Genomic DNA, 15,000 nt, shown 5'->3' with positions numbered 1-15,000 from the left:
AGACATCACCTTGTCGGGATACGGAACGGCTCCGGCGGAATACGTAGTACCCGTGTTAGGTGCAATGGCGGGAAAGATCGAAAAGTATAAAAACGGCCACCAAGCGCTTTTTGGAATCCCAGTCGCCAATCTTTCTCCGAACACACAAGCCTTTCAATCCAAGGCGAGTTCGTTGGTGAAGAAATTGGAAGAAACCTCTCCGAAAGTGCAAACGCCTGCCCCTTCGTCGGTCGCAGCAGGCGTGGATATCAACTCGATCCGTCAGGAACTCGATAATTCGGCGTCGGTCATCATCCAATTCTCCGGTTTAGAAGCGGAAAAGGTAAAAGAATTTTCCGCCTTGATGGTTAAGGTGAAAAGTCTGAAAAATCCTCTCGATCCGGAAGGCGATAATAGGAAGATCAGAAGGACTCTTGGAAGACATTATTGGGATATGTATCAGGAATGTTTTGTGAAGTACATGAATTCCAATCGGAACGTTCCCAAAGCGGTCGAGCTGATGCTGAAATACGGCTTTTTTGACGAAACGATGGTGGACGATTCTCAGATCGCTTTCATGTATACTCAAAAGGATCCTGCAAATTCCGCTTCGGACATTCCGATCTCGCTCGGAACCGAATGGTTGGAAAAAGTCTATAAAAGAGAAGTCCCGACTTCCTTGGATGAAATGGGACAGAACTTTTTCGAAAAGGTGAAACTGGAAAATAGAAACCTCCCTATCAAAAAAGAATCGGATATCCCGCCCGAATTGGACAACCCGGATACAAGACTCAAGTTCGAATTCGCTTCCCTCTACGAGGCTAACGTTAGACTCACTTCGGGTAGTCCGGCGACCCACTTTCCAATTTTGACCAAGTTTCACAGCCAGATGGCGATTGATAAATCGTACGTTTCCAAAGAGATTCTAAGGGAAGTGATCCAGGAACTGATGGGAATCGATTATTCCGTTTTCCATCGGGAAGTCATATACAATAATAACGAATTAGGAATCACAAAGGAATTCATTCAGAAATGCGTGATTCCCGATTTTATCTTAGTCCCTTCGATCGGAACCAAAGTAATGATGTGGCAGGATCTTTCCATTCACAGAGGAGCCGGCTCCAAAGAAAGTCCGGGAAGAATCGTACTTCCTATTTTTGCACAAGGGGATCTAAAGACGATGGTCGCCGACGCTCTCGCCGCATTTCGTTGGGAATTGACTAAATCCATTCTCGGCGCGGAATGGAACAACGTGGGAAATCCCTCGATCACTGCGGATTATACGGATTACATTCAGTTTTTCAAGAAGAACAAAGATCTTTCCATGGAGATCAAAGAGAAGTTGGCTTCCGATTTCAAACGTTTCCGAAATGATCGGGATATATTTGCAAATGACTATCAACTCTGGATGAAATACGAAGCCGACGGGGTTCAAAGGCTCAACAAAGTAGTTCGCGGAATTTTTTACAGGCACATTCCTTTCAGCAGAGAGGTCCGGGATAAGGTGGCAAAAACTCCGGCTTTTGCCGAAATTCACAACCGATTCATTAACATTAGAAATCGCAAATATACCGAAATAGAAAACCGTTATAAGAAATATCTCAACGCCTTGGGAAGTCTTCCCGATCCTCTGCGCGATAATTTGGAATTCTATCGCGTTTAAGTTCTAGATACACGCTTCGGGCAACGTTATTCTTTTATCATAAATATTCGCATGCGAAGCGTCTCCGTTTTAAAAACAGCGTAAATAACGCTTTACTCATCTCTCTGTATAATAGAATTCCCAAAATTCCGCCTTGAAACGCGGATTTGTGTAGAATTGGCGGTACTCTATTTGATAGAGATGAGTAGTGAGCAATCGCAAACAGAGCGACAAGCGAATGGACTTTTGCCCGAAGTGAGAGTCGTATTAGCAATCCTCGAACGAAGCGAGGAGAAGAACTTAGACGACATTACTCAACGTGAGTTTGAACGAATAAGAAACTAAAGTGCAACGATTCCCTATGAATCGCGTTAACTCAGCGAATGCCTCTCTATGGATCGGCATAACTCAGCGGCTGCCTCTCTATGGATCGGCATAACTCAGCGGCTGCCTCTCTATGGATCGGCATAACTCAGCGGCTGCCTCTCTATGGATCGGCATAACTCAGCGGCTGCCTCTCTATGGATCGGCATAACTCAGCGGCTGCCTCTCTATGGATCGGCAGCCAGGTCACAACATAAAATCGATTTCGCACTTTGTTATACCGAACTCACGTTACTCAATATCTTTTCAATTTCAAAGTTTCTAATTGTAAAATTGCTTCATCATAATTTTTTTTGTGCGTTAAATTAAAAACCGATATATAGCTATCAAAGTTCTCTTCGTGGATTATTACATTTTTTTCTTTGCCGAGAAACAGAGCCAAGGAATTGTATAACGAAATGTTACTTTTAAGCAGAAATAATTCTTCCTCTAAAATAATATTAGGAAATTCTACATAACCTTTTTTAGACCCTTTCCCAATAGCATCTGGATGTTCCGGATCAAACACAAGTCTCGATCCAGAAGCTTCGGAGATTTTATAAGAACCGTCTGTATTTAAAGATAATAATTGTTTTTTGTAAAATGAACCGTTCAAAGCTTTCGTAGTTTGAATATTTCTGATATTCTCAACACAAAGTTCTATGCGTTTGAGTTGAATTATTAGTAATTTTTTAATTTTCAACTCGCTATAGCGATTCTTTTCTATGGAAATAATTCCCTCCGTATCGGAAAAAGAAATCTTCGATTTATTGAAATAGTCCTCGATAAAAGGTTTTTGAAAAGAATCTACATAAAAATTAATCTTCGAATAATTATTACAATTAATAAGAACAAAAAAGAATATTACTGCTATTTGTTTAGTCATAAAATTTTTGAGTCATGTAGTCTAACGAAAGTTATACGAACTTCTTAAAGTTCTCTACAATCCGTACGTAGTATGAGTCCTACAAAAATCATTTTCAAAACATTAAAAAAAATAGATAGAGCCTCGTTCGACGAAGAATTCTTTAAAATCGACCCGAAAGAGGATTTGAAGTACTCGAGAGAATAAAGATCACGGAAAGTTTTTCTTGTTGGACTAAATTTCTTCCAAAAGATACGGACGAGTATATTCCCGAATGATCTCGACGACAAAACGTCCCCAACTTTTTGAGTCGTGTTGCGAGATTTCGACCTGTTTGATTTTTGGAAAATAAGGACTCGATTTATAAAGACTGTGCGAGAGTTCAACCGCTCGAAGATAATTATCCACTCGTTTCACTCGAACGAAATTCATCAGTTCGGACTGAACCTGACTTTGCTGGATATAGCCGATGATGATGAGTTTCGGGAAAAGGGACTTTTTCAATAAATTTACGAATTCCGTAAAACTGTCCACACGGTCGATAAATCCTTCGTAAGCCCCGCCCCCAAGGTTCATGATCTGAGTCACAATATCCATCGTAAAGGAAACTCCCTCTGCGGAAGTCATGTCCGAAATAATTACAATTCCTTCATCCGGTTGAAAGGTCTTAAACATCTGAGAACCTTTAAAGTGTCTTCTCAAAAGTTTCGCTGCGGAAATGTCGATCTCACCGGCTTTAGCAAGAATCGTTCCTCCCCCGCTATCAAGAATCGGCTCTCTCGTAATGATATATCTCTTTTTGACCGCATTCTGGTTCATCACTCGGAACGCTTTGACCTTTTCCTCGATCTCGTCCAAAGAACAGTAACCGATTTTTAGTACGTTTTCCCTCGACCTTTTTTCTAACTCTGTGTCTTCCATTTGAAGTTTTAAGGGGGCGGCACGACTCGAATGCTCGAAATCCGAACTGATTTCCCTTATCCCGTTTTATCATAACATTGAATTTATTTCGAACAACTCACTTCTCGGGTAAGCGAGAAACAAGATTAAAACACTTGCACCTTATTTCCGGTCTTTCTGAATGGAATCATGTACCCGGAAACGGAAAATTTTTTTCGGTTTCGCATTCTTTTGCAGATTTCGAAGATTCTTTCGGTACCAATTCTACTTTCCACTCTTTTTTCTTGCGAATCCGTAGAATTTATCCCGGAAACGGTTTTGAGGGAAGAATTCGGTTTCTCTCATAAAAGTTCCTGGAACGAAATCGAGATCCGGACTTCTTCTCCTCCCAAACCATATCGCACATACGGAAAAATCATCATTCGCTCCTTCGCAAATGGAAGAATCCCTAACTACCTAGTCGTCAATCTCAAAAAAGAATTGTATTCCAATCACATGGACGGTGTTATTTTTACCGGCAAAGGAATCGTGAACGTTCCTCCCACTCTCATCCAATCCGGCAATGGAGACGGTAATACAGTTGTGATCGGTTATATGAACAACGAAATGGGAGTGATCGAAGGCGTGGCCTACCGTTATAAGGACAACGAACGATGAAGACTTCGCCGGATCGGAACGATTCTCATTCTCCTCGCAGATTCAACAGCGAAATTTTTGTGGATTCGGAAGATCGTTGGATCTTTCAAGGGAATCGAATCGATCAAAAAGAAATACTCGCTTACTTTCGCCAAAATCTTTGCGAAGACGAACTCGGAATCTATATCGATAATCGTTTCGGAGAATTGAGGGAAAACGGTTATTTGGAATTGGAAGGTTATCCGATTCACTTGATAACATGTAAAGAATCGGAAGGAACGTTATTCTTCCTTGCGGAGTCCAATATTTCGTACGCTCTGAAAGATCTGATTTTTGCTACAGACGTAAACGGTTGTCTTTTTGCAAGAAGCGTAAATCATAAAAAACTAAAATTCAGACCGGATCGCAATTGTCTTTCCGATTTGAGTCCCTTTTTGGAAGAAACGAAGAACGGAATAGAAATCCGCTTTTACGACAAAAAAATTTTAATTCCAGAATCGTACGAGTCCCCGCGAGTTTCTCTTCCTACGGAATTCAATTCTACTTTTTCTCGGGAAAATTAGAGCTCGTTCAGAATTTACAAATAGATCCCTATTTTGCCTATCGTGACAAATTACTCTTGTCTCAAACCACAAATGGAAACGCGAAAAAAGACATCGCATTCTCCGCAAATCATATCATTTGCGGAATACAGATCGAGCTTGTATAAAATTTACGACATCCATCTCAAATTGAGCTCCCAATTCTTGATACACAAACTTAGGAGGAGAAACCACTTGTTTGAGAGCATTACACCCCATTCTACGGCATTCCTGCGGAACGGAGGATGCCCATACCGCACCCAAAACCGAATATCCATGATCGTATTTGATGGAAGTAAGCCGGTTTAAATTTTTATCATAAATTTTAATTTCGGTCCCCGCCTGTAAAGACGCATAACTTGGGATTAATCCGAAACTTATCACGGAAAAAATAGAAGAGAACAATTGAAGCACACTGCTACCAAAATGTTTCGAAGTCTGAAACGCCGGAGTGTGAATTCCCAACACGTAATAATCCGCGCCTATATCCTTCAATTTGAAAATTCGCTCTTCTCCTTTCTTTTCTACGCTTGTTACATATGTCAGCTCAAGAACGCCACTGTCCTTCACCTCGTTCAAATAATCCTGAACGAACTTCTTAACCTTATCAGAAGACACGTCCTTTCTGTATCCAGTCGATTTCAAATCAGATGCATAAGCTCCATTCTGAAATTTGAATATAGTCCGGTCGGGATACATCAGATTGGCCGTATAAACCCTCGTCTCCGAGGAAGAAGTTGTCATCTGCGTGAAATATGGACGAAAACCGATATAAGCGATTTTCACCTTGGATAAGTTCGGAATCGATCCGCTCTCGACGGAAGTTTTTTGCACGTAGTAATGATAGTTGCAGTCGTAAAGAAACAAAAAAACAAAAACGAGAAATCCAAATTTTTGATCGTATCTCATAGATTTTCCGAAATCTGCGGAACTAAATTTCGTTCGATCCGCTTCCCACATTAAATTCTCCTAAAGGATTCTTCTTGCAATCAAAAAGAAGAATCAAATACGTTCGGAAAGAAAAAATAGGAAACGACACCATTCCTTTAGTACTTCGGAAAAACGTTCGTCAAAACCTAAACTCAATTCCGAAATTCATATAAGGAATTTTATTCTTATCGGTTTTTAAGGACTGCATTCCGTTCAAATAAATATATTGAGTTTCAGGATTTCTGCCCGACACAAACGGAAAAATAGGATTGAATGTGTCCGCACTCACGGCAATCCTACTTCCGGTTATGTTTACGAGTTCGAAATACGCGGTCATTCTTCCCCAGCTCGTGGGAATAAAACGATCGAATCTTAGATCGAATTGGTGATAGTGAGGCAGTCTTGCCGATCGACGCATATCCGAATATACGGATTGATAAAAGGGAAGCAAAGTGGAACTATCGCCACTTGAAGGCGCAGTCGAAGGCGGTATCGGTAGATCGGGAAACAAATCCGATATACTTTGATTCAGAGTCATGCTCTTGGATCCCGAGACGGGCGTATATGCGTAATTCGTTAAGTAAGTCCCCTTGAGTCCGATTTGCGCTTTTTCTCCGAATTTCCAGCCTAGGACAACATTGAAAATGTGAGTTCTGTCCAGATCGTACAGCTCGTCTTTGGAATTTTTAAAAAGAACGTCGTAGCTTCCGTCTCTGTAAAAATTCGCGTAGTATTGATCCGTGCTTTCTTGGTGAACAAGATCCTTTGAATTGCTTTGCGCTAACCATGAATTGTATTCCTGATTGGTGAGTTCGGGCATATGACGGTTTCTTTTTGTCACCGATTTGGTATAAGACAACCATCCGTAAAATCCGGATTCCGCAGAAGCTTCTTTTTTGATAAAAACTTCGATCCCTCTTGAATAACCGGTCATCGAATTGGAATAATGTAAATTACTACTTCTGAATAGAGAAGGATCGGCGGAAGGGTCCAAGGCTTCCCGACGCAAATCCCTGTTTAGGGAATACGGATCCATAATAAACGGATCGGCAACGGAAAGATTAGAGAACGTATTTTGATATCCTTCTATTTTAACGTTCCAAAGATTGCCGATTTTTTGATCCCACCCGATCTCCGCGTGATCCGATTCTTCCATCTTTAAACTCGGATTCCCCGTTCTTCTTGAATAACGACTAACGTCCGCAGGCGCTTGAAAATGTTTTCCATACCCCGCGAAAATTCTGGATTGTGTATAAGCGATCTCTTTGCTGAGACCTACACGCGGAGATGTTTTCCATTCTCCCGATTTATCGTAGTATTCCCTTCTCACGCCTAGATTCAGGTTAAAATCTTTGAACTTGATCCGATTTTCGAAAAAATAACCGATCTGTCTCGTCCTAGCGGAGCCCCCTTCCAACACCTCTCTTGCCTCGGGAGAATTCAAATACTGCTTTTGCAAAAATTCCAAAGCGGGATCTAGGCTCAGTTGAGTCACCTTTCCCTTATAACCCGCATTGACCTCTCTATACTGACCTCCGAATACGATCTTCCAATTTCGTTTTAGAAGATCGATTTCCGAAACGTTTTCAACCTGTTTTAAATCGTTGAAATATTCGTTCCGAATGGTATGCACCCTTTGGTATAAAGAAGGCGGATATCCGATTTTTTTAATATCGGTCACCAAGGTATCCATACCGGTCTCGGTGACTTCATTAAAGTAATTTCTGGATACGTTGAACGTGTTCGTGATCGAATCCTTCGGTTTCCATACGTGCTGAATCCCGTCCGTTCGAAAGATACGATCGAGCCGAATCCCCTCGGTAGCGGAGGGAGGATTGCCGAAGGACTGCGCGATTTCTTTCGGATTGTATTGGCTGAGTTCTTTAAACGGATATCTCTTATCCTTGGCTCCGAAGGTCTGAACGGAAATGGTATGATACTCGTTCACATCCCAACCGACTCTCGCCTGGTAATCGTTGTAGTCGGACATGAACGTTTCCGTAGGAATCAGGTTCGGAACCCTTCCGAAAATCACGTTGGGATAATATTTTTTTCCAGAAACGGAAACATTTAAGTCTTTTGTAATATTACGATATGCGTATATATCCGTAAGAAAAGCGTTCAAGTGTGCGACGGACAGATTGGAATCCCTTTTTTGAAACCCTTCTATATTAACGATCCCTCCCGTTGCAAATCCGTATCTTGCGGAATAGGAACCCATATACAATTCCAAGGATCGGATCGCGTTGTTATTGATCACCGATGTCAAACCGTCCGCGTGAAACGGATAACTCACCGGAAAACCGTTGAAATAAAATTGATTGGCCCGCGTTCCCGCACCGCGCATCACTAAAAATCCTTTTTCGCTATTCGGTTTATCCGGTTTATTCTGATTCGTACTTTGACCGAATGTCTGAATCGCCGATTGAAAACTCGATCCGGTATACATTTGAAACATAGGAGAAATTCCGGGCATAGACTGAACCGCTTTGAGCGCGTCCCCGAATCCTCCCGGCATTCGAATTGCGTCTTCCTGACTCAGAACGTAATTCGGGGGAGAATCCGGTTTTTTTCCTACGACGTTAATTCCGTTGACTACCTTTTGTTTTTGTACGAACTCAAGATTCTTCCCGTCGGAATCCACAGTTACGGACTTTTGTTCCATATTCCCGCTTTGATAGGTAACAATGACGTCGTAGACTCCTTGTTCCTTCAGATCGACCGTAAGTTCCGACTTGTCGGAAAACGAAAAAACTTTTGAATATCCGTTCCCTCGGATCCAAATTTCCGACGGAGGGTCCGATTTCGAATTCGCAAATACCTTCAAACGAAGAGTCGCCTTCGCCCAAAGAGTTCCTGCAAAAACAAAGGAGAATAACGCGGAAAAAGCTAAAAATAGGTTTTTTTGAAAGCCATTTCGATTCCCCAAAAAAAATCGACTTCTGTTTGCAAACATAGCCGTTTGGACCGAATACATTACGCGAACTTTCCATCGATGGATTATTCTTATCTATCAAATTATAATATGATGTTTTTAGAAATTTCTTTCGGAGAAATTTAAATCCGTCAAGGGGAACCTTTTGGAAAGAATTGCAGCACCTTCGTCCGCAAAAGAACATTCTGATATTCTATTTTCCGAATAGTAGAAGAACGTGAGACACGGAATTCCATTTCAATCGGCATTACGCGTTCTCGGATTAACAGTTCTTAGTTGGAAGAAGCCGAAACCGGAGTTCGCCCGGTCTGAATGGAATTTAAAACGTCTTCTTCAATCTTCGGGCCCATTCCGGAGTAAACAAAGCCGGGTGGCGAACCCGTATTGAGAAACAAACACTTACCCAAAATACAATGATCGGGTCTTGGAGAAATCCAAATTGTTCGGAGTGAAGTGTAAGTATTGTCGTAAGCAAATCGATTCACAAAGTTTAAGTTTTTATCAACTATTTTGATTTCGGTATTCGCCTGATTGGACATATAGGCCGGAAGCAATCCAAAAGTGGCCATCGAAAAGAATCCCGTTATTGCCGTCAAAAAGATGTCCCCGGCGCCGGAAGGTTTAGCGAAAGCGGGCCCGTGAACTCCGACCACAAAATAATCCACCGGATAATTTTTTAATTTAAACACGCTTACTCCGCCGTTCTCCTTTTCCACGTCGATCAGTTTAGAAAGTTCCAGTGCTCCGCTCGATTTTACGACGTCCAAATATTCCATTGCGAAAGCTTGCACCTTATTGGAAGGAATATCCGTTCTAAATCCGTTACTTTTCAGCTCATCGATAAAAACGCCGTTTTCCAATCTTGGAATCGTACGTTCCTCATAAGTCAACTTTGCCGTATAAGTGGTTACACGACCGGAACGCGAAGACTCGGTGTTAAACGATCTAAATCCTATATAGGCGATTTTCGCCTTTCTTTCTAAATGAACACTTCCGGTTATAGGAAATTCGCTCAAGTAATAACGTGCGCTACATCCGGTGGTCACAAGAATCAAAATTAACGCAACCATTAAAATTTTCAGTACCAATTTATTCATTCTACAAAATTACCCCTTGCTTAAGAACCGAACAAAGCCTTTGATCTTTTAAAGGCCATAGGAATGAAAAGTAACTTAAAATACAAATGATATTTATTTAAATTATTTATCACTAATTGACAAATCCGATTTTAACAAGATCTTGAACTTTCGAAAATCATAGCACCGGATATTTACAACAAATCTCTAATATTCGAAATATGTGGTTCTCTCTTTCTTTGGACTTTTGTCCGTTTAATCCTTGTCCCAAAACTTTGATAAAAATATCATCGCAAATTTTTCACAAAACGAAGGAGTTCCTACAGATTACGTCCCTTAGTCTTATTGATCGGCCTTCGAATCGATTCTATTGTTGTTCAACTCCGTTGGAGTTCCTACATTCTTCAGTTTTGGGACAAGTTCCAAATTCTTCAAAACCGGAACGGACAAAAAAATTCCATGTCCTTCTTTCGAAGCGACATGGAACTTTCCAATGTTTTTAAGTAACGATTGTCGTTTTACTGTTTCAATTCCGGCGCGAGTTCGGCCAACGGAACTTTATCCTTTGGAAGGGAAGCATATTCCGGAAATTCGTATCCGTTCGGATAGTGCTCGTGGTCTTCCGGATTGTAAAAGGGAACGTAGTCCTTACGAGTTCCCCAAGTAAAAACGGATTTGGACGGATCCTGTCCTATAACCAAACAACGAGGATTGATCCAACCTTCCGTTTTTTCAGTCTTAATACGAACAAACGGTTTCGGATTGGCTTCGTGATTTCTGTAATCATACACTCTGACCACAGAGCCCGGCGTGATTCTCTCTTTTACAACCGAAGTCGCATCCGCCTCTGAGAAGATAGGAACCGTAGGCTCCAGAGAAGGATTCAGTAGAGACGGATCGCAGTTTTTATGATTCGTAACCTGTGCTAATTTGGAACATGCCCCTAAAAAAAGCGCGGTCCCTATCAATAAAACGATAAGCGTAATATTTCTTTTCATTCTTCTTCCTCTTATTGATGATGGTGCAGAGACTGATCCAATCTCGGATCCCCTACCGGAATCAGAGCCGCGGACTCGTAACGTTTCAGAACTACGAATCCGAAAAGACCGATAAAACCGATCACCGCTCCGAGAGTTACTACAAGACCGGAAAGTTGGAAGTTTTCAAAATTAGCCGGAAACACCAACCAGTAGATTTCGATCACTTGCGTAAACACGATCCAGATTGCAACCTTCACGAGGAAGTTGATGTCTCTTTTATTCGGCCTGTTCAAGAGTAACAAGAACGGAAGGACGAACTTGATGAAAGGAAGAGCGTAAGTGAACACTTCCCAACCGCCCGTAAGTCTTTGCTCGTAAAAGAACGTCTCTTCCGGAATGCTCGCATACCAGATCAACATGAACTGGGAGAATCCCACGTAAGCCCAGAACACGCAGAAACCGAGCATGAACTTTCCGATATCGTGGATATGATTTTCGTTCACTAAATTTCCGAGATATCCTTTCTTTTTCAGAAAGTAGATCATGATGACGAGAGTCGAAAGTCCCGTTTGATACGCGCCCGCGAAACAATACACTCCGAACATAGTGGAGAACCAGTGCGGAGTTAAGGACATGATCAAATCGAAAGAAGCGAGAGAGAAGGAAAGAGCGAAGAATACGATAAATCCCCCGGCCAATCTCGCGTTGAACTGAGTGTGAGCAACGTCTTTATCGCTATCTTGTTTCGTGGAACGTTTGTGGAACAACCATCCGAATACGGACCAAGCCGCCCCGAAAAGAATCATTCGAATCACGAAGAAAGGAGTGTTCAACAAAGGTTTCTTGTGTTGCAGAAGATGATCGTGAGCGACTACTTCTTCGTGGCTCCACTCGTATAGATCGTGGATTCCAACCGCGGTGATGAGCAGAAGAACCGCAACGACCGGAAGAAACAAACCGTAACCTTCCGCGAGTCTTCTTACGGTAATGGACCAATGTGCGCCCGTGATATTGCTGATCGCGGTAAAGAAAACTCCCGCGAGAGAAATCCCGGTGATAAAAAAGGTTCCGATCAAAAACGCGGACCAAGCAGGATTGGAATGTCCACCCTCGTGTCTCGGAGGAGTATGAGAAAGGGTAAAATACCCGATGAGTAAGCTTAAGACCCCGATCCCGATCATCCCGAAAAGGGCGCTGCGGGTTTTGGAGTCGAGTTTGAAGTGAATCAGATTTTGTTCGACTTTGACTTCCATAATTCTTAATTCCTAGCCACGTCTTTTTTTGTTCTGTTCTCGTATTCCTGGAGTTTTCTCACGTAGAGAACGATCTTCCAGCGGTCTTCGGGAGAAACTTGAGAAGCGTAGCTTTTCATTCTTCCCCAACCCGCGGTAACTACGTGATAGATCTGTCCGTCGGAATATCCTTGGATCTTAGGAGAAATCACGGCGGGAACCGGAAACCCGATTCTGGGAGCCGGACCGACGATGGTTCCGTTCCCCGCCCCTCTTACGCCGTGACAAGGAGAACAATACGTTTGGTATTTGGCCTCTCCTTTTTGAAGATTCGCTAAATCGTTTTTGAAAGGATTGGAAAGTCCTTTGTTCGGCAATTGAGTTACGTCCAATCCGAGATACTCGTACGGATAGTAATTCACCGGAACCGCTCCTTTCGGAGGAATTCTGGAAGCCGCGCCGTCGTGTGCGATCGGATCCGCTTCCTGAGCCTCTCTTGCGGGAGAATCCGCCATGTCCGGAAAGTATTCCAGAGGAGGCGTTTTGGACTCGCAGTTCCAGAAAAGAACGGCGGCCAAAAGGAAAATTAGAGATTTACAGCGAGTCTTTAGACTTACGTTTTCGATCACTGAAAAGCCGAAAAATCGGAACTCAGCACTGCGCATTCTACGCTTCAGGTTTTGTCCAATAAGGGACAAGTTCTTATCATATTTCATTTTGTCCCCGCTCCTATTTCACAACCTCGACGTTCTTTCCGCCGAGACCCTTGATAAAACTTACAACTTCTTCTTCCTTATAACCTTTGGAAGAGGAAGGAATCCAGAGTGCGAACTTGTCCGTAGTGATGTCCGGATGCAAAACTCTCCGATTGATTTTCGGAAGTTTGGTTAAGAAGAACATCGCCGCCGCGGTTCCGATTCCAGCCATAAACACGGTGAATTCGAACGTAATCGGGATATACGCGAACCAAGCGTTCAGATTCTTTCCGGAGATGTTGATAGGCCAATCGAACTTATGAGTCAGATACTGCATTCCGAAACCTACGGCGCATCCGAAAAGTCCCATGAAGAATGTCACCCATGGAAGACCGGAACGGGGAACTCCCATCGCGTCATCCAATCCGTGAACCGGATACGGAGTGAAACAATCAAAGCCCGTGTAATTCTTCTCTTTCGTTTTGGCCGCAGCCGCGATGATTTCCGCAGGCGAGTCAAAGAGGCCGAATACTCCGGCGCTCGTTTCTTCGAACGTATGAAATTGTTCTTTATGAGGTTTATACATCAGTGGTGTCCTCCGTCTTTGTGAGGCATTACGGTTTTAACTTCCGCAATCGCGATGACGGGCATGATTCTGCAGAACAGAAGGAACAACGTGAAGAAGATTCCGAACGTTCCGATGAGCATCATAAAGTCGTAAACGGTCGGGATATACATATCCCAGCTGGAAGGAAGGAAATCCGCGTGAGTCGTCATAACGATCACGTATCTTTCGAACCACATCCCTATGTTTACGACGATGGAGATGACAAACATAACGGGGATATTGGTTCTGAGTTTTTTCCACCAGAATACCTGAGGAGAAAACACGTTACAGCTAAACATGATGAAATAAGCCCAGCCGTAAGGACCGAAGGCTCTGTTTACGAAAGTAAAACCTTCGTATTCGTTACCCGAATACCAAGCCATAAAAAACTCGGTGGAGTAAGCGAGACCCACGATCAAACCGGTTACCATGATGACCTTGTTCATGTTTTCCAAGTGTTTCATGGTGATGTATTCTTTCAGATTGAACACTTCTCTTGCGATTACCATCAGAGTCACAACCATCGCAAACCCCGAGAAAATCGCCCCCGCTACGAAGTAGGGAGGGAAGATCGTAGTGTGCCAACCCGGAAGGATCGAAACCGCGAAGTCGAAGGATACGATCGTGTGAACCGAAAGAACCAGAGGAGTGGAAAGTGCGGCAAGAATCATCGCCACCATTTCGAGGTGAGACCAAGCTTTGTTGGAACCTACCCAGCCGAGAGAAAGAACGTCGTAGATCTTACGTTTCATTTCTCCTTTGGAACGATCTCTTACCGCGGCGATATCCGGAATCAAACCGATATACCAGAACACGAGAGAGATCGTTAAGTAGGTCGAAACCGCGAACGTATCCCAAATCAGAGGAGAACGGAAGTTCACCCAAAGAGGTCCTCTTTCGTTCGGATACGGGAACAACCAGAATCCCACCCAAGGCCTTCCAATGTGGATGATCAGGTTGGAAGCCGCAGTTAATACCGCGAAGATCGTCATCGCCTCAGCGGCGCGGTTGATCCCGGTTCTCCATTCTTGACGGAACAGATACAAAACGGCTGAAATCAGGGTTCCGGCGTGACCGATCCCGATCCAGAATACGAAGTTTACGATGAAGAATCCCCATGCAACTGGATTGTTGATCCCGAGGATGTAGAGACCTTCATACATCAGATATCCGATGATACCTAAATCGACGACTGTAATGGTAAGAACCAGAAGAAAAGCCTTCCACCACAGAGAAGTGGGAAAAGCTTCGACCGGTCTTAAGATATCCTCCGTAACGTCCCGAACCGACTTACCGCCGGTTACGAGAGGCTGGATATCCAGGGCTTCTTTGACTGCGTTGGACATTGACATAGCTTTTTACGTTACTCCATTAAATTGAGCTTCTGACTCGGGTCAGGTAAGCGACCTGAGGACCGACGTTCAGATATTCGAGGACACGGAAGGATCTTGGGCTGGAAGAAAGTTTTGCAACTTCCGAATCCTTATCGTTCGTATTACCGAAGCTGATCGCATCCGCAGCACAACTTTGTTGGCACGCGGTTTTCACTTCACCGTCTTTCAGAACGCGGCCTTCGTTT

At 43.1% G+C, this 15,000-nt stretch carries 14 protein-coding genes (2 of these 14 running past the window's edge); 3 read left to right on the top strand and 11 right to left on the bottom strand.

What is annotated here, in order from left to right; genetic code table 11:
• Positions 1-1,642, top strand: the 3' portion of a protein-coding gene (locus FHG67_RS05015) for a cyclic nucleotide-binding domain-containing protein (protein ID WP_004497491.1). The gene continues 884 nt to the left of window position 1, outside the view; the window shows 1,642 of its 2,526 coding nt (coding positions 885-2,526); its start codon lies beyond the left edge, outside the window; the stop codon is at positions 1,640-1,642.
• A 598-nt stretch (positions 1,643-2,240) separates the two neighbouring features.
• On the opposite strand, the gene FHG67_RS21650 is transcribed toward FHG67_RS05015, so the two are convergent.
• Positions 2,241-2,870 (bottom strand): flagellar basal body rod protein FlgC, encoded by a 630-nt coding sequence (locus FHG67_RS21650; RefSeq protein ID WP_004498831.1) that lies wholly within the window; start codon positions 2,868-2,870, stop codon positions 2,241-2,243.
• A 213-nt stretch (positions 2,871-3,083) separates the two neighbouring features.
• A complete protein-coding gene (locus tag FHG67_RS05005; protein ID WP_002616467.1) occupies positions 3,084-3,770 on the bottom strand; it encodes a hypothetical protein in 687 nt (228 codons plus the stop codon).
• Between the two features lie 210 nt (positions 3,771-3,980).
• Here FHG67_RS05005 and FHG67_RS05000 point away from each other — a divergent pair, with 210 nt between their 5' ends.
• Both FHG67_RS05000 and FHG67_RS04995 read left to right on the top strand, forming a co-directional pair.
• Positions 3,981-4,406 carry a hypothetical protein gene (locus tag FHG67_RS05000; RefSeq protein WP_004496634.1) on the top strand — a complete coding sequence of 142 codons (426 nt, stop codon included), beginning with the start codon at positions 3,981-3,983 and terminating at the stop codon, positions 4,404-4,406.
• The gene (locus FHG67_RS04995) at positions 4,403-4,948 is read left to right on the top strand and encodes a hypothetical protein (RefSeq protein ID WP_002616470.1); all 546 of its coding nucleotides are present in this window, start codon (positions 4,403-4,405) and stop codon (positions 4,946-4,948) included. Before FHG67_RS05000 ends, FHG67_RS04995 begins: the two co-directional genes overlap by 4 nt.
• A 114-nt stretch (positions 4,949-5,062) precedes the next feature.
• Here the strand turns inward: FHG67_RS04995 and FHG67_RS04990 are convergent, their stop codons facing one another.
• The 9 genes from FHG67_RS04990 to FHG67_RS04950 form a co-directional block, all read right to left on the bottom strand.
• A complete protein-coding gene (locus FHG67_RS04990; RefSeq protein WP_232423468.1) occupies positions 5,063-5,875 on the bottom strand; it encodes an Lp29 family lipoprotein in 813 nt (270 codons plus the stop codon).
• A 160-nt stretch (positions 5,876-6,035) separates the two neighbouring features.
• The gene (locus tag FHG67_RS04985) at positions 6,036-8,852 is read right to left on the bottom strand and encodes a TonB-dependent receptor plug domain-containing protein (protein ID WP_376767581.1); all 2,817 of its coding nucleotides are present in this window, start codon (positions 8,850-8,852) and stop codon (positions 6,036-6,038) included.
• Between the two features lie 251 nt (positions 8,853-9,103).
• Positions 9,104-9,928, bottom strand: coding sequence for an Lp29 family lipoprotein (locus tag FHG67_RS04980; RefSeq protein ID WP_036075946.1), 825 nt, complete (start codon positions 9,926-9,928; stop codon positions 9,104-9,106).
• Between the two features lie 497 nt (positions 9,929-10,425).
• Positions 10,426-10,905: an E-cadherin-binding lipoprotein adhesin Lsa16 gene (lsa16, locus tag FHG67_RS04975; RefSeq protein ID WP_002616471.1), complete on the bottom strand. Its 480-nt coding sequence runs from the start codon at positions 10,903-10,905 to the stop codon at positions 10,426-10,428.
• Between the two features lie 11 nt (positions 10,906-10,916).
• Positions 10,917-12,140: a hypothetical protein gene (locus FHG67_RS04970; RefSeq protein WP_004498828.1), complete on the bottom strand. Its 1,224-nt coding sequence runs from the start codon at positions 12,138-12,140 to the stop codon at positions 10,917-10,919.
• 5 nt (positions 12,141-12,145) lie between these two features.
• Positions 12,146-12,835, bottom strand: a complete 690-nt coding sequence (locus FHG67_RS04965) for a c-type cytochrome (RefSeq protein ID WP_232423662.1) — start codon at positions 12,833-12,835, stop codon at positions 12,146-12,148.
• Between the two features lie 13 nt (positions 12,836-12,848).
• Complete coding sequence (locus FHG67_RS04960; RefSeq protein WP_004496620.1) at positions 12,849-13,400, bottom strand: DUF3341 domain-containing protein; 552 nt, start codon at positions 13,398-13,400, stop codon at positions 12,849-12,851.
• Positions 13,400-14,767 (bottom strand): NrfD/PsrC family molybdoenzyme membrane anchor subunit, encoded by a 1,368-nt coding sequence (nrfD, locus tag FHG67_RS04955; protein WP_004498829.1) that lies wholly within the window; start codon positions 14,765-14,767, stop codon positions 13,400-13,402. The genes FHG67_RS04960 and nrfD overlap by 1 nt, the downstream gene beginning before the upstream one ends.
• A 25-nt stretch (positions 14,768-14,792) precedes the next feature.
• A protein-coding gene (locus tag FHG67_RS04950) for a TAT-variant-translocated molybdopterin oxidoreductase (protein WP_004498825.1) crosses the window boundary here: on the bottom strand, positions 14,793-15,000 show its 3' portion. The gene runs 2,870 nt beyond the window's last position; only the last 208 of its 3,078 coding nucleotides appear in the window; its start codon lies beyond the right edge, outside the window — the gene reads right to left on this strand; the stop codon is at positions 14,793-14,795.

The organism is Leptospira weilii (assembly GCF_006874765.1).
Classification (GTDB): domain Bacteria; phylum Spirochaetota; class Leptospiria; order Leptospirales; family Leptospiraceae; genus Leptospira; species Leptospira weilii.
This window is presented reverse-complemented; position numbering and strand designations above follow the sequence as displayed.